Consider the following 16847-nt stretch of genomic DNA (forward strand, 5'->3'; position numbering starts at 1 on the left):
TCGACGGCTGTCGGACACGTTTGTCGCTTGCGCATGGTTCGCGAGCGAGGTTCGCGACCGAAACTCCGTCGGAATTCCAGCGTCGATTGACGACATGGCAGGACGCATGAACGCGGGTTTTCCGTGTTCCTCTGCTGGCGAACGCGCCTGAGGCCCCTGAAAGGGCGCCGATGGCGCGGCTTCGTTTATGTCATGGCTTTGCTCGGCCTGGGAGATTGACCAGGAATTTCCAAACGCTCAGTGGGGCGAGAGGCCAGAATGCCGACAATCAGCCAGCTCATCCGCAAGCCGCGGTTGCCCGTGAAGGTGCGCAACACCGCCCCGGCGCTTGAGAATTGCCCGCAGAAGCGCGGCGTTTGCACGCGCGTCTATACGACGACCCCGAAGAAGCCGAACTCGGCGCTCCGCAAGGTTGCGAAGGTTCGCCTGACCAACGGCTTCGAGGTGATCGGCTACATTCCGGGCGAGGGCCACAACCTCCAGGAGCACTCCGTCGTCATGATCCGTGGCGGCCGCGTGAAGGACCTTCCCGGCGTGCGCTATCACATCCTGCGCGGCGTGCTCGACACGCAGGGCGTCAAGAACCGCAAGCAGCGCCGTTCGAAGTACGGCGCGAAGCGTCCCAAGTAATTTCGGCCCGACCGGCCGGGCGCCCCGCCTGAGCCGGTCCGCCGCGTTGAAGATTTACGGAGACTAGACGATGTCCCGCCGCCACAGTGCCGAAAAGCGCGAAGTTATCCCGGACCCGAAGTTCGGCGATATCGTCGTGACCAAGTTCATGAACTCGGTCATGTACGAAGGCAAGAAGTCGACCGCCGAGCAGATCGTCTACGGTGCCTTCGACATCATCGAGGCGAAGACCAAGAGCGAGCCGCTCGGCGTCTTCAAGTCGGCGCTCGAGAACGTCGCTCCGGCGATCGAGGTCCGTTCGCGTCGCGTCGGCGGCGCGACCTATCAGGTTCCGGTCGAGGTTCGCTCGGAGCGCCGTCAGGCGCTCGCGATCCGCTGGCTGATCGCTGCCGCTCGCGGCCGCAACGACAAGACCATGGTGGAGCGCCTGTCGGCCGAGCTGATGGACGCCGCCAACAACCGCGGCAACGCCGTCAAGAAGCGCGAAGACACGCACCGGATGGCGGAAGCCAACCGCGCCTTCTCGCACTACCGCTGGTAAGCGGCGCGCCGACCCGAGACATAGAGCACGATCATGGCCCGTTCCCATCCCATCGAGCGTTATCGCAACTTCGGCATCATGGCCCACATCGATGCCGGCAAGACGACGACGACCGAGCGTATCCTCTACTATACCGGCAAATCCCATAAGATCGGCGAAGTCCATGACGGCGCCGCGACCATGGACTGGATGACGCAGGAGCAGGAGCGTGGCATCACGATCACCTCGGCTGCGACGACCTGCTTCTGGCGCGACAACCGCCTGAACATCATCGACACCCCCGGCCACGTCGACTTCACCATCGAAGTCGAGCGTTCGTTGCGCGTGCTCGACGGTGCCGTCTGCGTCCTCGACGGCAACCAGGGCGTCGAGCCCCAGACCGAAACCGTCTGGCGCCAGGCCGACAAGTACGACGTTCCGCGCGTCGTGTTCGTCAACAAGATGGACAAGATCGGCGCCGATTTCTATCGCTGCGTCCAGGACATCATCGACCGCGTCGCCGGCAAGCCCGTCTGCCTGCAGATCCCGATCGGTTCGGAGTCCAACTTCGCCGGCGTGATCGACCTCATCAAGATGAAGGCGATCGTCTGGAACGGCGAGGCGCTCGGCGCCTCCTTCGAGGAGAAGGACATCCCGGCCGATCTCGCCGACAAGGCTGTCGAGTACCGTTCGAAGCTGGTCGAGGCCGCCGTCGAGATGGACGACGCCGCGATGGAAGCCTATCTCGAGGGTAGCGAGCCGGACGCCGACACGCTGCGTCGTCTGGTGCGTACCGCCGTGCAGCGCCGTGCGTTCCACCCGGTCCTCTGCGGCTCGGCCTTCAAGAACAAGGGCGTGCAGCCCCTGCTGGACGCCGTCGTCGACTTCCTGCCGTCGCCGGTCGATCGCGGCGCGGTCGAAGGCATCGACTTCAAGACCGAAGAGCCGACCGTCCGCAATCCGAGCGACAGCGATCCGTTCGCGATGCTCGCGTTCAAGATCATGGACGACCCCTTCGTCGGCACCATCACCTTCTGCCGCATCTATTCGGGCAAGGTCGAGGCCGGCCAGGGCGTCATCAACTCGACCCGCGACAAGAAGGAGCGCGTCGGTCGCATGCTGCTGATGCATGCGAACAACCGTGAAGACATCAAGGAGGCTTATGCCGGCGACATCGTCGCCCTGGCCGGCCTCAAGGACGTCCGCACCGGCGACACGCTCTGCGACCCCAACCAGGCGGTCATCCTGGAGCGCATGGAGTTCCCCGAGCCGGTCATCACGATCGCGATCGAGCCGAAGTCCAAGGCCGACCAGGAGAAGCTGGGCCTCGCCCTGTCGAAGCTCGCGAACGAGGATCCGTCCTTCCGCGTGTCGACCGACCAGGAGAGCGGCCAGACCATCCTGAAGGGCATGGGCGAGCTGCATCTCGACATCAAGGTCGACATCCTGAAGCGCACCTACAAGGTCGACGCCAATATCGGCGCGCCGCAGGTTGCGTATCGCGAGACGCTGACCAAGAAGGCCGAGATCGACTACACCCACAAGAAGCAGACCGGCGGCACGGGCCAGTTCGCCCGCGTCAAGCTCGTCATCGAGCCGAACGAGACCGGCAAGGGCTTCGAGTTCGAGTCGAAGATCGTCGGCGGCGCGGTGCCGAAGGAATATATCCCCGGCGTCGAGAAGGGCCTGAACTCGGTCATCAGCTCGGGCGTTCTCGCCGGCTTCCCGGTGGTGGACGTCAAGGTCTCGCTGATCGACGGCGCGTTCCACGAAGTCGACTCGTCGGCCCTGGCCTTCGAAATCGCCTCCCGTGCGGCGCTGCGCGAGGGTCTGCAGAAGGGCGGCTCCGTGCTGCTCGAGCCGATCATGAAGGTCGAGGTCGTGACCCCGGAAGACTATACCGGTTCGGTCATCGGCGACCTGAACTCGCGTCGTGGCCAGATCCAGGGCCAGGACATGCGCGGCAACGCCGTCGTGATCAACGCGATGGTTCCGCTGGCGAACATGTTCGGCTACGTGAACCAGCTTCGCTCGTTCTCGCAGGGCCGCGCGAACTACACGATGCAGTTCGACCACTATGAGCAGGTGCCGTCGGCGGTGGCCGCCGAGGTCCAGGCCAAGTACGCCTGAACCCCGCACCGAACCGACTGACCATTTGAACAAGATTTGACGGAGGCTACGATGGCCAAAGAGAAATTCGCTCGCAACAAGCCGCACTGCAACATTGGCACGATTGGTCACGTCGACCATGGCAAGACGTCGTTGACGGCTGCGATCACGAAGGTGCTGGCCGAGTCCGGCGGCGCCGCGTTCACGGCGTATGACCAGATCGACAAGGCGCCGGAAGAGAAGGCGCGCGGCATCACGATCTCGACGGCGCATGTCGAGTACGAGACCCCGGCCCGTCACTACGCCCATGTCGACTGCCCCGGCCACGCCGACTACGTGAAGAACATGATCACGGGCGCGGCGCAGATGGACGGCGCGATCCTGGTGGTTTCGGCGGCCGACGGCCCGATGCCGCAGACCCGCGAGCACATCCTGCTGGCGCGCCAGGTCGGCGTTCCCGCGCTGGTGGTGTTCATGAACAAGGTTGACCTTGTCGACGACGCCGAGCTGCTCGAGCTCGTCGAGATGGAGATCCGCGAGCTCCTCTCGAAGTACGACTTCCCCGGCGACGACATCCCGATCACCAAGGGCTCGGCGAAGGCCGCTCTGGACAACGTCACGCCGGAGATCGGCCATGACGCGGTGATCGCGCTGATGAAGACGGTGGACGACTACATCCCGCAGCCGGAGCGCCCGATCGACCAGCCGTTCCTGATGCCGGTCGAGGACGTGTTCTCGATCTCGGGCCGCGGCACGGTTGTGACCGGCCGCGTCGAGCGCGGCATCGTGAAGGTCGGCGAGGAAATCGAGATCGTCGGGCTGAAGGACACGGTGAAGACGACGGTGACGGGCGTCGAGATGTTCCGCAAGCTGCTGGACCAGGGCCAGGCCGGCGACAACATCGGCGCGCTGCTGCGCGGCACGAAGCGCGAGGACGTCGAGCGCGGCCAGGTGCTGTGCAAGCCGGGCTCGGTGAAGCCGCACACGAAGTTCAAGGCCGAGGCCTACATCCTGACGAAGGAAGAGGGTGGCCGTCACACGCCGTTCTTCACCAACTACCGCCCGCAGTTCTACTTCCGCACGACGGACGTGACCGGCGTGGTCTCGCTGCCGGAAGGCACGGAGATGGTGATGCCGGGCGACAACATCTCGATGGAGGTGACGCTGATCGCCCCGATCGCGATGGAAGAGAAGCTGCGCTTCGCCATCCGCGAAGGCGGCCGCACCGTCGGCGCCGGCGTCGTCGCCAGCATCATCGCGTAACGCGTTTGCGTGAGGGGCGAGGGCCCTTCGGGGCCTTCGCCTTTTCACGTCACGGAGAACCAGGACCATGAACGGTCAGAACATTCGGATCCGCCTCAAGGCGTTCGACCACCGCATCCTCGACGCTTCCACGCGCGAGATCGTGTCGACCGCGAAGCGGACGGGCGCCCAGGTCCGCGGACCGATTCCGCTGCCCACGCTCATCGAGAAGTTCACCGTCAACCGCTCGCCCCACATCGACAAGAAGTCGCGCGAGCAGTTCGAGATGCGGACCCACAAGCGGGTTCTCGACATCGTCGACCCGACCCCCCAGACGGTCGACGCCCTCATGAAGCTCGATCTCGCCGCCGGCGTCGACGTCGAAATCAAGCTCTGATCCAGTTTTAACGGGTCCTCTGTTTCCGGCTCACCCCGGATGGACATGACCCCAAAGGAAGGTATGCACCGATGCGTTCCGGTGTGATTGCACAGAAAGTCGGGATGACCCGCATCTTCACGGATGCCGGCGAGCACATCCCGGTCACCGTGCTGAAGCTCGACAACTGCCAGGTCGTCGCGCATCGCACGATCGAGAAGAACGGCTATGTGGCCGTGCAGCTGGGCTCCGGCCAGGCGAAGGTGAAGAATGTCTCGAAGGCCGAGCGCGGTCATTTCGCGGTCGCCAAGGTCGAGCCGAAGCGCAAGGTGGTCGAGTTCCGCGTCAGCAACGACGCGCTGATCCCCGTCGGCGCCGAGCTGACCGCGGACCACTTCGTCGTCGGCCAGTTCGTCGACGTTTCCGGCACCACCACGGGTAAGGGTTTCGCCGGCGGCATGAAGCGCTGGAACTTCGGCGGCCTGCGCGCCACGCACGGCGTGTCGGTCTCGCATCGCTCGATCGGTTCGACCGGTGGCCGCCAGGACCCGGGCAAGACCTTCAAGAACAAGAAGATGCCGGGCCATCTCGGCGCCGAGCGCGTCACCACGCAGAACCTGCGCGTCGTCCAGACGGATGTCGAGCGCGGCCTGATCCTCGTCGAGGGCGCCGTTCCCGGCGTCGCCGGCGGCTGGATCCATGTCCGTGACGCCGTCAAGCGCGCCCTGCCGAAGGATGCGCCGCTGCCGGGTAAGTTCAAGGTTTCCGGCGAGGGCAAGGCGGAAGAGGCTCCTGCGGCCCAGGCTGAGGAGAACGCGTGATGAAGTTCGATATCGTCACTCTTGAAGGCAAATCTGCCGGCTCGCTCGAGGCAGCTGATGAGGTGTTCGGCCTGGAGCCGCGCGCCGATCTGCTCGCCCGCATGGTCCGCTATCAGCTCGCCAAGCGCCGCGCCGGGACCCACAAGTCCAAGGGCCGCTCGGAAGTCGATCGCACCCGCAAGAAGATCTACAAGCAGAAGGGCACCGGCGGCGCTCGCCACGGCGCGGCTTCGGCTCCGCAGTTCCGCGGCGGCGGCAAGGCTTTCGGCCCGGTCGTCCGCGACCACGGCCATGATCTTCCCAAGAAGGTCCGCGCTCTCGCTCTGCGCCATGCGCTCTCGGCCAAGGCCAAGGATGCCGGCATCATCGTGATCGACGATGCCAAGCTCTCCGAGCCGAAGACCAAGGTGCTGCTCGGCCATTTCGGCAAGCTCGACCTGTCGAGCGCGCTGATCATCGGCGGCGCCGAGATCGATACCAATTTCGGCCTGGCCGCTCGCTCGATCCCGAATGTCGACGTGCTGCCGGTCCAGGGCATCAACGTTTACGACATCCTGCGTCGCGACAAGCTCGTCCTGACGCGCGCGGCCGTCGATGCGCTGGAGGCGCGCTTCAAATGAGCCAGTCCGCCAAGAACCTCGACCCGCGCCACTACGATGTGATCGTGGCGCCGGTCATCACCGAGAAGGCGACGATGCTCTCCGAGCACAACAAGGTCGTCTTCAAGGTTGCCAAGACCGCAACGAAGCCGCAGATCAAGGCGGCGATCGAGAAGCTCTTCGACGTCAAGGTCAAGAGCGTCAACACGATCGTCACCGAGGGCAAGGTCAAGATGTTCCGTGGCCGTCCCGGCCAGCGTTCGGACGTCAAGAAGGCGGTCGTGACCCTCGAAGAGGGCCACTCCATCGACGTGACCACGGGCCTGTGAGGAAATCATCATGGCTTTGAAGAACTTCAAGCCGATCACGCCGAGCCTTCGCCAGCTCGTGATCGTCGACCGCAGCGAGCTCTACAAGGGCAAGCCGGTCAAGACCCTGACCGAGGGCAAGTCGTCCTCGGGCGGTCGCAACAATCTCGGCCGCATCACCGTCCGCTTCCGCGGCGGTGGCCACAAGCGCACGCTGCGTCTCATCGACTTCAAGCGTCGCGGCAAGGCCGGCATTCCGGCGACCGTCGAGCGGATCGAGTACGATCCGAACCGCACGGCCTTCATCGCCCTGATCAAGTATCAGGACGGCGAGCTCTCCTACATCCTGGCGCCGCAGCGCCTGGCTGTCGGCGACACGGTCCTCGCGGGTGACTCGGTCGACGTGAAGCCCGGCAACGCGGCCCCGATGGGCTCGCTGCCGATCGGCACGATCGTGCACAATGTCGAGCTGAAGATCGGCAAGGGCGGCGCGCTCGCCCGTTCGGCCGGCAACTACGCCCAGATCGTCGGTCGCGACCAGGGCTACGTCATCGTCCGCCTGAACTCGGGCGAGCAGCGCCTGATCTCGGGCTTGTGCTATGCTACCGTCGGCGCCGTTTCGAACCCGGATCACATGAACCGGAACGACGGCAAGGCTGGTCGCTCGCGCTGGCTCGGCCGCCGTCCGCATAACCGCGGCGTCTCGATGAACCCGGTCGACCACCCGCATGGTGGTGGTGAAGGCCGGACCTCGGGTGGCCGTCATCCGGTCACGCCCTGGGGTCTGCCGACCAAGGGCAAGAAGACCCGCTCGAACAAGCGGACCGATACGTTCATCGTGTCGAGCCGTCACGCCCGCAAGAAGAAGAACTGAGGTCCGTCATGGCGCGTTCGCTTTGGAAAGGTCCGTTCGTCGACGGATACCTCCTGAAGAAGGCCGAGGTCGCCAGGACCTCGGCTCGTAATGAAGTTATCAAGATCTGGAGCCGTCGCTCCACGATCCTGCCGCAGTTCGTCGGTCTGACGTTCGGCGTCTACAACGGCCATAAGCATGTGCCGGTGTCCGTGTCCGAGGAGATGGTCGGTCATAAGTTCGGCGAGTTCTCGCCGACCCGCACCTTCCACGGCCACGCCGCCGACAAGAAGGCGAAGAGGAAGTAAGCCATGGGTAAAGCATCCGCCCCCCGTGCGCTGCCCGAGAACGAAGCCACTGCGATCGCTCGCAACCTTCGCGTCTCGCCGCAGAAGCTAAACCTCGTCGCTCAGCTCATCCGTGGCAAGAAGGTCGCGACCGCGCTCGCCGATCTCGAGTTCTCGCGCAAGCGGATCTCGCTCGATGTGCGCAAGTGCCTGCAGAGCGCGATCGCCAACGCCGAGAACAACCATGATCTCGACGTCGACGATCTCGTTGTCGCACAGGCCTTCGTCGGCAAGGCGCTCGTCATGAAGCGCTTCCATGCCCGCGCCCGCGGCCGTGGCGCCCGTATCCTGAAGCCGTTCTCGAACATCACGATCGTGGTGCGCGAAGTGCAGGCTGCGAAGGCCTGAGGAGAGAACGATGGGTCAGAAAATCAATCCGATCGGCCTTCGCCTCGGCATCAACCGCACCTGGGACTCGCGTTGGTTCGCCAACAAGGGCGAGTACGGCAAGCTGCTGCATGAGGACATGGCTATCCGCGCCGCGCTCATGAAGCTGCTGAAGCAGGCCGCCGTCTCGAAGATCATCATCGAGCGTCCGCACAAGAAGTGCCGCGTCACCATCCACTCGGCGCGTCCGGGCGTGGTGATCGGCAAGAAGGGTGCCGATATCGAGAAGCTCCGCAAGGAAGTCTCGAAGCTCACCAAGGCCGACGTGACGATCAACATCGTCGAGGTGCGCAAGCCCGAGATCGACGCGACGCTCGTCGCCGACTCGATCGCCCAGCAGCTCGAGCGCCGCGTCGCCTTCCGTCGTGCCATGAAGCGCGCCGTTCAGTCGGCGATGCGTCTGGGCGCCGAGGGCATCCGCATCAACTGCTCGGGCCGCCTCGGCGGCGCCGAGATCGCCCGCCTCGAATGGTATCGTGAGGGCCGCGTGCCGCTGCATACGCTGCGCGCCGACGTCGATTACGGCGTCGCCACCGCTTTCACGACCTACGGGACGTGCGGCATCAAGGTCTGGATCTTCAAGGGCGAGATCCTGGAACACGACCCGATGGCCCAGGACAAGCGCCTCTCCGACGAGGGCGGCCGCTCCGGCGGTCGTGATCGCGACCATCGCGATCGTCGCGAGCAGGCTGCGTAAGGCTGATCGAGAAGAGCCATGCTGCAACCAAAACGCACCAAGTTCCGCAAGCAGTTCAAGGGACGCATCTCCGGCGTCGCCAAGGGCGGCACGGACCTCAACTTCGGCCAGTTCGGCCTGAAGGCCCAGGAGCCCGAGCGCATCACCGCCCGGCAGATCGAGGCGGCCCGCCGCGCGATCACCCGCGCCATGAAGCGCGTCGGCCGTGTCTGGATCCGCGTGTTCCCCGACGTGCCGGTTTCCAAGAAGCCGACCGAAGTCCGCATGGGTAAGGGCAAGGGTTCGCCCGAGTTCTGGGCGGCCAAGGTCAAGCCGGGCCGGATCATGTTCGAGCTCGACGGCGTGTCCGAGGAGATCGCCCGCGAGGCGCTGCGTCTCGGCGCCGCCAAGCTGCCGATCAAGACCCGCTTCATCCAGCGCATCGCCGAGTAAGGGAGGGCGACATGAAAATCACACAGCGTCAGTCCGACCTGAAGGCCATGAGCACGGACCAGCTCCAGGACGAGCTCCTGAAGCTCAAGAAGGAGCAGTTCAACCTGCGCTTCCAGAAGGCCACCGGGCAGCTCGAGAACACCGCGCGCGTCACCGAAGTGCGCAAGGACATCGCCCGCATCAAGACGCTGCAGCGGTCGAAGACCGTCGCGGCGAGCGCGTGAGGAGAGAATAATGCCTAAGCGCGTACTGCAGGGCGTCGTCGTCAGCGACAAGCAGAACAAAACTGTTGTGGTCAAGGTCGAGCGGCGTTATACGCACCCGCTGCTCAAGAAGACGGTGCGCCGCACGAAGAACTATCACGCCCATGACGAGGCGGGTTCGTTCAAGGTCGGCGACACGGTTTGGATCGAGGAGTCCAAGCCGATTTCCAAGCTGAAAAGCTGGGTTGTGCTCGACGACGCCCCCAAGGCGTAAGTCGGGACGGCTTCGCCCGGCCCCGAATCAGGGGCAGGGCGGGACAGGAAAGAAGCCGGACATGTTTCTCCGCAAAGGTGGAAACCACTTTTGCGGATCGTGTTTTGTTTGAGGCCAGGGGGCGATCGACCCCCGTCAGTCGTAGTCCCGGGCGGCGCTGATGCGGTCCGGGAAACCGCGCTGATACACAGATTGGAAGGATCAAGGCCATGATCCAGGTGCAGACGAATCTCGACGTCGCCGACAATTCCGGCGCGCGTCGCGTGATGTGCATCAAGGTTCTCGGCGGGTCGAAGCGCAAGTACGCCGGTGTCGGCGACATCATCGTCGTTTCGATCAAGGAAGCCATTCCGCGCGGTCGCGTGAAGAAGGGCGACGTCATGAAGGCGGTCGTCGTTCGCACCGCCAAGGACGTCAAGCGCCAGGACGGTTCGGTGATTCGCTTCGACCGCAATGCGGCCGTGCTGATCAACAACCAGAAGGAGCCGGTCGGCACGCGTATCTTCGGACCGGTTCCGCGCGAGCTGCGCGCCAAGAACCACATGAAGATCATTTCGCTGGCGCCGGAGGTGCTGTGATGGCTGCGAAGATCAAGAAGGGCGACAAGGTCGTCGTGCTCGCCGGCCGCGACAAGGGCAAGGCGGGCGAGGTTCTCCAGGTCCTGCCGAAGGACGGCCGTGCCGTCGTTCGCGGCGTCAACCTGGTGAAGCGTCACACCAAGCAGTCCCCGCAGTCCGAGGGCGGCATCATCAGCAAGGAAGCGACGATCGACCTGTCGAACATCGCCATCGCCGATCCCAAGGACGGCAAGGCGACGCGGGTCGGCTTCAAGGTGCTCGATGACGGCCGCAAGGTTCGTTTCGCCAAGCGTTCGGGGGATCTGATCGATGGCTGAGGCTCAGCAGGCGGCTCTTTCGCCGCGCATGAAGAAGCATTACGAGGACGTCGTTCGTCCCGCGATGATCAAGGAATTCGGCTACAAGAACGCCATGGAAGTGCCGACGATCGAGAAGATCGTCATCAACATGGGCGTGGGCGAGGCGACGGCGGACCGCAAGAAGGTCGACAACGCCGCGGGCGATCTCGCCCTGATCGCCGGCCAGAAGCCGGTCATCACCAAGTCCCGCCTGGCCATCGCCGGCTTCAAGCTGCGCGAGAATATGCCGGTGGGCTGCAAGGTCACCCTGCGCAAGACCAAGATGTACGAGTTCGTCGACCGGCTCGTCACCATCGCTCTTCCGCGGGTGCGCGACTTCCGGGGCCTCAACCCCAAGTCGTTCGACGGGCGCGGTAATTTCGCGCTCGGGATCAAGGAGCACATCGTGTTCCCCGAGATCAACTACGACAAGGTCGACCAGGTCCTGGGCATGGACGTGATCGTCTGCACGACTGCGAAGTCGGACGACGAGGCACGCGCCCTGCTCAAGCACTTCAACTTCCCGTTCCGGCAGTGAACCTGAGCGTTCATACGCGGAAACCAGGAGAGATCGATGGCTAAGAAAAGCTCCGTCGAGAACAACGAGCGTCGCAGGAAGCTGGTGAAGAAGTTCGCCGGCCGCCGGGCTCGCCTTCTCGCGATCGCCAATGACGAAAACCAGCCCATGGACGAGCGTTTCCTCGCCCGTCTGAAGCTGGCCGAACTGCCGCGCAACTCGGCGAAGATCCGCATTCGCAACCGCTGCGAAGTGACGGGCCGTCCGCGCGCGTTCTATCGCAAGCTCAAGATGTCGCGTGTCGCGCTGCGTGAGCTCGGTAACAAGGGGCTGGTTCCCGGCCTCGTGAAGTCGAGCTGGTAAGGAGGACTGGAACAATGGCAATCATTGATCCGCTCGGCGATATGCTGACCCGCATCCGCAATGCGCAGATGCGTCGCAAGTCCCGCGTTTCCACCCCGGGCTCGAAGCTGCGCGCCCGTGTGCTCGACGTGCTGCAGTCCGAGGGTTACATCCGCGGCTACAGCCAGACCGAGTTCGGCAACGGCCGGACCGAGTTCGACATCGAGCTCAAGTATCACGAGGGCCAGCCGGTTATCCGGTCGATCTCGCGTGTTTCGAAGCCCGGCCGGCGCGTCTACTCGTCGGTCGAGACCATGCCGCGCGTGGCCGATGGCCTTGGCGTGACGATCGTCTCGACCCCGCGTGGCGTGATGGCCGATCATGTGGCCCGCGAGCAGAACGTGGGCGGCGAAGTGCTCTGCAAGGTCTTCTGACCTTACAGGCGCCCCGCTCACTTTCAGGAGAGATCCAAATGTCTCGTATCGGTAAGAAGCCGGTTTCGGTTCCCGCGGGCGTCACCGCCTCGGTCACCGGCCAGCTCGTCAAGATCAAGGGCTCCAAGGGCGAGCTCTCCTTCACGGTTCCCGAGGACGTCTCGGTCGCCATGGAGGACGGCGCGATCGCGGTTCAGCCGCGTTCGCAGTCGAAGCGCGCCCGTGCGCTCTGGGGCACTTCGCGCGCCCGCATCAACAACCTCGTGATCGGCACCACCGCCGGCTTCGAAAAGCGCCTCGAGATCAACGGCGTCGGCTACAAGGCCGCCGTCGCCGGCAAGGTGCTGAAGCTGTCGCTCGGCTACAGCCACGACATCGACTACGAAATCCCGGCCGGCGTCGCGATCACGACCCCGAAGCCGACGGAGATCGTCGTCGCCGGCATCGACAAGCAGATCGTCGGCCAGACCGCCGCGGAAATCCGCGACTATCGCGGCCCCGAGCCCTACAAGGGCAAGGGCGTCAAGTACGCCGGCGAATTCATCTTCCGCAAGGAAGGCAAGAAGAAGTAAGGACGCCAGCCATGAGCAAGCAGAACGATGTGACTGCGCGCCGCAAGGCCCGCGTCCGCCGCGCGATCAAGGCGGTTGCCAACGGCCGCCCGCGCCTCTCGGTGCATCGCACCGGCAAGCAGATCTACGCCCAGGTCATCGACGACGTGAAGGGGGTCACCCTGGCCTCGGCCTCGTCGCTCGACAAGGACGTGCGCGAGCAGATCAAGTCCGGCGCCAATGTCGAGGCGGCCGGCCAGATCGGCAAGATCGTCGCCGAGCGCGCGGTCAAGGCCGGCGTGACGGAAGTGGTCTTCGACCGCGGCCCGTACATGTACCATGGCCGCGTCAAGGCGCTGGCCGATGCGGCCCGCGAGGGCGGCCTCAGCTTCTGAGGTTATCGGGTTTCGCCCGGCCGGCGTTCGCGCGCCGGCCGGGCGGTACTCGTTTACAGGCTTCCCCGCGCAATGACGCACGGGGTTAGGCTCGAGCGAGCGGCGGGGCTTCGACCCTCGTCCGCGCAAGTAAGAGGACAGACACATGGCTAGAGAGCCGCGTGAGCGTAAAGATCGGGAAACGGAAGTTTCCGAATTCGTGGACAAGCTCGTCCACATCAACCGCGTCGCCAAGGTGGTGAAGGGTGGCCGTCGCTTCGGCTTCGCCGCGCTCGTCGTCGTCGGCGACCAGAAGGGCCGCGTCGGCTTCGGCCACGGCAAGGCCCGTGAAGTTCCCGAGGCGATCCGCAAGGCGACGGAAGCCGCCAAGCGTGGCCTCGTCCGCATCCCGCTGCGCGAGGGCCGTACCCTCCATCACGACGTGCAGGGCCGCCACGGCGCCGGCAAGGTCGTGCTGCGCGCGGCTCCGGCCGGTACCGGCATCATCGCCGGCGGCCCGATGCGCGCCGTCTTCGAGGCGGTCGGCATGCAGGACGTCGTGTCAAAGTCGCTCGGCTCCTCCAACCCGTACAACCTCGTGCGCGCCACCTTCGACGCGCTGAAGAACGAGGACAGCCCGCGCTCCGTCGCGGCCCGTCGCTCGCTCAAGGTTTCGGCCCTGCAGACCCGTCGCCGCGATGCCGGCACGGATGCGGCCGCGGAAGCGTGAGGGGGACATCATGGCAAAGGCTGAGAAGACCTTCACCATCGAGCAGATCGGTTCGCCGATCCGCCGCGAGGCCGCCCAGCGCCAGACCCTGATCGGTCTCGGCCTGAACAAGATCCGCCGCCGCTCGACCCTCCAGGACACCCCCGCGGTGCGTGGCATGGTCGAGAAGGTCAAGCACCTCGTGCGCGTCGTCGACGCGAAGTGAGGAGGGCGACACATGAAACTCAATGAGATCCGTGACAACGAAGGCGCTCTGAAGCAGCGCATCCGCGTCGGCCGTGGCATCGGCTCCGGCAAGGGCAAGACCGGTGGTCGCGGCGTGAAGGGTCAGACCTCGCGCGCCGGCGTCGCCATCAAGGGCTTCGAAGGCGGCCAGATGCCGCTGTATCGTCGCCTGCCGAAGCGCGGCTTCAACAACCTCTTCGCCAAGGACCTGAACGAGGTGAACCTCGGCCGGATCCAGCAGGCGGTGGAAGCCGGAAAGCTCGACGCCAAGGGCACCGTGACCATCGAGGCGCTCGTCGCCGCCGGTGTCATCACCCGTCAGGCCAAGGACGGCGTCAAGATCCTCGGCGTCGGCGAGCTCAAGACCAAGCTTGCCTTCGAAGTCGCGGGCGCGTCCAAGTCGGCCGTCGCCGCGATCGAGAAGGCCGGCGGTTCGGTCAAGATCCTGGCTGCCGCTTCACAGGCGTGACGCTTGATCGGAGGCGGATTCAGCTTTCAGATGGCAGCGCGAAGCGCAGCCATCTGGAACCATCCGGCTCCAGCGCCTACATGACCTTTGCGAACGGCGGCCGGGCCTAGCGCCTTGGCCGCCGTTTGACTGTTTGACGCAAGGCACGAATCCGCAGACAGCACGTACGCGTGCGTTGGGGCATTTGCTTCCAAAGCGTCGGGCCGAAAAGTGGAAGCCACTTTTTGGAACAACCGATGCTCCGACTATGAGAGAGATCATCGTTACCGCGTCCGGCAGGACGCGTGATGATCTGGGACCAGTTTGAGACCCAGGGACCGGACGCATGGCATCGGCGGCTGAACAGCTTGCGGCGAACCTCAATTTCGGGGCCTTCGCCAAGGCGGATGAACTCAAGAAGCGAATCTGGTTCACGCTGGGCGCGCTCGTCATCTACCGGCTCGGCACCTATATCCCGCTGCCCGGCATGAACCCGGATGCGGTGGCCGATCTCTTCCGCCAGACCCAGTCCGGCATGCTCGGCATGTTCAACATGTTCTCGGGCGGCGCAGTCGGGCGTCTCGCGATCTTCGCACTGGCGATCATGCCCTACATTTCCGCATCGATCATCGTGCAGCTTCTATCGAGCGTCGTGCCGAGCTTCGAGGCGCTGAAGAAGGAAGGCGAGCAGGGCCGCAAGACCCTGAACCAGTATACCCGCTACCTGACCCTCGTGCTGGCCGTGTTCCAGGCCTATGCGATCGGCGTCGGCCTGCAGGGCTCGGGCAATCTCGTGCTGCAGCCCGGGCCGTTCTTCCTGCTCTCGACGACGATCACCCTGGTCGGCGGCACGATGTTCCTGCTCTGGCTGGGCGAGCAGATCACCAGCCGCGGCATCGGCAACGGCACGTCGATGATCATCTTCGCCGGCATCATCGCCGAATTCCCGGCGCAGCTCGCCCAGACCTTCGAACTCGGCCGCCAGGGCGCGATCTCGACCGGCCTGCTGCTCGGCGTGCTCGTGATGGCGGTCTGCGTCATCGCATTCTGCGTGTTCATGGAGCGCGCCCAGCGCCGCCTGCTGATCAACTATCCGAAGCGCCAGGTCGGCAACCGCATGTACGAGGGCCAGACCTCGTTCCTGCCGCTGAAGCTCAACACCGCCGGCGTCATTCCGCCGATCTTCGCCTCGTCGCTGCTGCTGCTGCCGACGACTGTCGCGAGCTTCTCGCAGGCTTCGGGCGGCACCGGCTTCCTGTCGCTGATGGCGACCTATCTGGCCCATGGCCGGCCGCTGTTCATGATCCTCTACGCGGCGCTGATCATCTTCTTCTGCTTCTTCTACACCGCGATCGTGTTCAATCCGGTCGAGACGGCGGACAATCTCAAGAAGCATGGCGGCTTCATGCCGGGCATCCGCCCCGGCGAGCGGACCGCCGAGCATATCGATCGCATCCTGACGCGCATCACCGTTCTCGGCGCAGGATATTTGACGATCGTCTGCCTTATCCCCGAGTTCATGATCACCTATGCTCAGATCCCGATCATCCTGCTGGGCGGCACCTCGCTGCTCATCGTGGTGACGACGACGATGGACACCGTGGCGCAAGTTCACGGACACCTGCTGGCCCATCAGTACGAAGGGCTGGTCAAGAAGGCCAAGTTGCGAGGAGCGAGGCGCTAAATGCGGTTGATTTTCCTGGGGCCGCCGGGGGCGGGCAAGGGCACTCAGGCGGCGCGCATCGTCGCGAAGCACGGCATTCCTCAACTCTCGACCGGCGACATGCTGCGCGCGGCAGTGGCCGCCGGCACGCCGGTCGGCCAGAAGGCCAAGGCCGTGATGGATGCGGGCGGGCTGGTCTCGGACGAGATCGTCATCGGCATCGTCGCTGACCGCATCGAAGAGGCGGATGCCAAGAAGGGCTTCATCCTCGACGGGTTCCCGCGGACGCTGGCGCAGGCCGAGGCTCTGGACAGGATGCTCGAAGGCAAGGGGCTCAAGCTCGACGCCGTCCTCGAGCTCAGGGTTGACCAGACCAAGCTCGTCGACCGCATCGTTCGCCGCGCCGAGGAGGCGAGGGCGGCGGGGCAGCCAGTGCGCAAGGATGACGATCCGGAGGTCTTTAAGACCCGGCTCGAAGCCTATAACCGCGACACCGCGGTGGTCGCTCCCTATTACGAGAAGCGTGGCCAGCTCACCGCCATCGACGGCATGCAGCCGATCGACAGCGTCTCCCAGGCGATCACGGACGCGCTTTCGGTCGCGGCTCAGGGCTGATCCCGAAGCGCGGCAGGGCCGTCATTCTCGGGTCAAGCCCGAGCATGACGGCAAATATCCAACCCGGCCCGCCCTTGCCAACTTTGGCATGTTTCTTGGTTGCGGCGGGTTGACTCGTTGCGCCCAACCCGTTAACGAGCCGCCATCCGGTTTCATGGGAGCGATGCCGTTGCCTTCGCGAGAAGGGACGACGTCGCATTATCGCGTGGAGCCGTTCAACGTCCCGCATGAGCC

The 16847-nt window shown here is 64.7% G+C and carries 27 protein-coding genes; all 27 read left to right on the forward strand.

The features are described from left to right. Positions 1 to 258: 258 nt before the first annotated feature. The 27 genes from rpsL (at position 259) to OCUBac02_RS11865 (ending at position 16613) form a co-directional block, all read left to right on the forward strand. Positions 259 to 630 carry a 30S ribosomal protein S12 gene (gene rpsL, locus OCUBac02_RS11735; RefSeq protein ID WP_047577906.1) on the forward strand — a complete coding sequence of 124 codons (372 nt, stop codon included), beginning with the start codon at positions 259 to 261 and terminating at the stop codon, positions 628 to 630. 70 nt (positions 631 to 700) lie between these two features. Next, positions 701 to 1171 (forward strand): 30S ribosomal protein S7, encoded by a 471-nt coding sequence (rpsG, locus tag OCUBac02_RS11740; protein ID WP_173045799.1) that lies wholly within the window; start codon positions 701 to 703, stop codon positions 1169 to 1171. Positions 1172 to 1204: 33 nt separating this feature from the next. Next, on the forward strand, positions 1205 to 3280 hold the full coding sequence (gene fusA / locus OCUBac02_RS11745; protein WP_047577910.1) for an elongation factor G: 2076 nt from the start codon (positions 1205 to 1207) through the stop codon (positions 3278 to 3280). 51 nt (positions 3281 to 3331) lie between these two features. Further along, positions 3332 to 4522 carry an elongation factor Tu gene (gene tuf, locus OCUBac02_RS11750; RefSeq protein WP_173045801.1) on the forward strand — a complete coding sequence of 397 codons (1191 nt, stop codon included), beginning with the start codon at positions 3332 to 3334 and terminating at the stop codon, positions 4520 to 4522. A 67-nt stretch (positions 4523 to 4589) separates the two neighbouring features. Beyond that, positions 4590 to 4898: a 30S ribosomal protein S10 gene (gene rpsJ / locus OCUBac02_RS11755; RefSeq protein ID WP_043237115.1), complete on the forward strand. Its 309-nt coding sequence runs from the start codon at positions 4590 to 4592 to the stop codon at positions 4896 to 4898. Positions 4899 to 4969: 71 nt separating this feature from the next. Further along, complete coding sequence (rplC, locus tag OCUBac02_RS11760; RefSeq protein WP_173045803.1) at positions 4970 to 5698, forward strand: 50S ribosomal protein L3; 729 nt, start codon at positions 4970 to 4972, stop codon at positions 5696 to 5698. Beyond that, a complete protein-coding gene (rplD, locus tag OCUBac02_RS11765; RefSeq protein ID WP_047582024.1) occupies positions 5698 to 6318 on the forward strand; it encodes a 50S ribosomal protein L4 in 621 nt (206 codons plus the stop codon). Before rplC ends, rplD begins: the two co-directional genes overlap by 1 nt. Further along, positions 6315 to 6626, forward strand: a complete 312-nt coding sequence (locus OCUBac02_RS11770) for a 50S ribosomal protein L23 (RefSeq protein ID WP_047582026.1) — start codon at positions 6315 to 6317, stop codon at positions 6624 to 6626. Before rplD ends, OCUBac02_RS11770 begins: the two co-directional genes overlap by 4 nt. A gap of 10 nt (positions 6627 to 6636) precedes the next feature. After that, a complete protein-coding gene (rplB, locus tag OCUBac02_RS11775; RefSeq protein WP_173045805.1) occupies positions 6637 to 7479 on the forward strand; it encodes a 50S ribosomal protein L2 in 843 nt (280 codons plus the stop codon). Positions 7480 to 7487: 8 nt separating this feature from the next. Further along, on the forward strand, positions 7488 to 7766 hold the full coding sequence (rpsS, locus tag OCUBac02_RS11780; protein WP_047582029.1) for a 30S ribosomal protein S19: 279 nt from the start codon (positions 7488 to 7490) through the stop codon (positions 7764 to 7766). A gap of 3 nt (positions 7767 to 7769) precedes the next feature. Then, a complete protein-coding gene (rplV, locus tag OCUBac02_RS11785; protein WP_047582031.1) occupies positions 7770 to 8153 on the forward strand; it encodes a 50S ribosomal protein L22 in 384 nt (127 codons plus the stop codon). A gap of 10 nt (positions 8154 to 8163) precedes the next feature. After that, positions 8164 to 8889 carry a 30S ribosomal protein S3 gene (gene rpsC / locus OCUBac02_RS11790; protein ID WP_047582032.1) on the forward strand — a complete coding sequence of 242 codons (726 nt, stop codon included), beginning with the start codon at positions 8164 to 8166 and terminating at the stop codon, positions 8887 to 8889. Positions 8890 to 8907: 18 nt separating this feature from the next. After that, positions 8908 to 9321 carry a 50S ribosomal protein L16 gene (rplP, locus tag OCUBac02_RS11795; RefSeq protein ID WP_047582034.1) on the forward strand — a complete coding sequence of 138 codons (414 nt, stop codon included), beginning with the start codon at positions 8908 to 8910 and terminating at the stop codon, positions 9319 to 9321. Between the two features lie 11 nt (positions 9322 to 9332). Further along, on the forward strand, positions 9333 to 9545 hold the full coding sequence (gene rpmC, locus OCUBac02_RS11800) for a 50S ribosomal protein L29 (RefSeq protein WP_047582036.1): 213 nt from the start codon (positions 9333 to 9335) through the stop codon (positions 9543 to 9545). Between the two features lie 10 nt (positions 9546 to 9555). Further along, positions 9556 to 9798: a 30S ribosomal protein S17 gene (gene rpsQ / locus OCUBac02_RS11805; RefSeq protein WP_047582038.1), complete on the forward strand. Its 243-nt coding sequence runs from the start codon at positions 9556 to 9558 to the stop codon at positions 9796 to 9798. Positions 9799 to 10007: 209 nt separating this feature from the next. Further along, on the forward strand, positions 10008 to 10376 hold the full coding sequence (rplN, locus tag OCUBac02_RS11810) for a 50S ribosomal protein L14 (RefSeq protein WP_047582041.1): 369 nt from the start codon (positions 10008 to 10010) through the stop codon (positions 10374 to 10376). Then, positions 10376 to 10693: a 50S ribosomal protein L24 gene (gene rplX / locus OCUBac02_RS11815; RefSeq protein ID WP_047582043.1), complete on the forward strand. Its 318-nt coding sequence runs from the start codon at positions 10376 to 10378 to the stop codon at positions 10691 to 10693. Before rplN ends, rplX begins: the two co-directional genes overlap by 1 nt. After that, entirely contained in the window at positions 10686 to 11252 is a 567-nt protein-coding gene (gene rplE / locus OCUBac02_RS11820; RefSeq protein WP_047582045.1) for a 50S ribosomal protein L5, read from the forward strand. The genes rplX and rplE overlap by 8 nt, the downstream gene beginning before the upstream one ends. A gap of 36 nt (positions 11253 to 11288) precedes the next feature. Further along, positions 11289 to 11594, forward strand: a complete 306-nt coding sequence (gene rpsN, locus OCUBac02_RS11825; RefSeq protein WP_047582047.1) for a 30S ribosomal protein S14 — start codon at positions 11289 to 11291, stop codon at positions 11592 to 11594. 14 nt (positions 11595 to 11608) lie between these two features. Next, the gene (rpsH, locus tag OCUBac02_RS11830; protein ID WP_047582049.1) at positions 11609 to 12007 is read left to right on the forward strand and encodes a 30S ribosomal protein S8; all 399 of its coding nucleotides are present in this window, start codon (positions 11609 to 11611) and stop codon (positions 12005 to 12007) included. Between the two features lie 38 nt (positions 12008 to 12045). Beyond that, a complete protein-coding gene (gene rplF / locus OCUBac02_RS11835; protein WP_047582050.1) occupies positions 12046 to 12579 on the forward strand; it encodes a 50S ribosomal protein L6 in 534 nt (177 codons plus the stop codon). A gap of 11 nt (positions 12580 to 12590) precedes the next feature. Continuing rightward, positions 12591 to 12953: a 50S ribosomal protein L18 gene (gene rplR, locus OCUBac02_RS11840; RefSeq protein WP_047582052.1), complete on the forward strand. Its 363-nt coding sequence runs from the start codon at positions 12591 to 12593 to the stop codon at positions 12951 to 12953. A 145-nt stretch (positions 12954 to 13098) separates the two neighbouring features. Next, a complete protein-coding gene (gene rpsE / locus OCUBac02_RS11845) occupies positions 13099 to 13662 on the forward strand; it encodes a 30S ribosomal protein S5 (protein WP_047582054.1) in 564 nt (187 codons plus the stop codon). A gap of 10 nt (positions 13663 to 13672) precedes the next feature. Further along, positions 13673 to 13867, forward strand: a complete 195-nt coding sequence (rpmD, locus tag OCUBac02_RS11850) for a 50S ribosomal protein L30 (protein ID WP_047582056.1) — start codon at positions 13673 to 13675, stop codon at positions 13865 to 13867. Positions 13868 to 13879: 12 nt separating this feature from the next. Continuing rightward, on the forward strand, positions 13880 to 14356 hold the full coding sequence (rplO, locus tag OCUBac02_RS11855; protein WP_047582058.1) for a 50S ribosomal protein L15: 477 nt from the start codon (positions 13880 to 13882) through the stop codon (positions 14354 to 14356). A 325-nt stretch (positions 14357 to 14681) separates the two neighbouring features. Continuing rightward, positions 14682 to 16019 (forward strand): preprotein translocase subunit SecY, encoded by a 1338-nt coding sequence (secY, locus tag OCUBac02_RS11860; protein ID WP_047582059.1) that lies wholly within the window; start codon positions 14682 to 14684, stop codon positions 16017 to 16019. Beyond that, positions 16020 to 16613: an adenylate kinase gene (locus OCUBac02_RS11865; RefSeq protein WP_173045807.1), complete on the forward strand. Its 594-nt coding sequence runs from the start codon at positions 16020 to 16022 to the stop codon at positions 16611 to 16613. The last annotated feature ends 234 nt before the right edge of the window (positions 16614 to 16847 follow it).

This window comes from Bosea sp. ANAM02, from assembly GCF_011764485.1.
Taxonomy (GTDB): domain Bacteria; phylum Pseudomonadota; class Alphaproteobacteria; order Rhizobiales; family Beijerinckiaceae; genus Allobosea.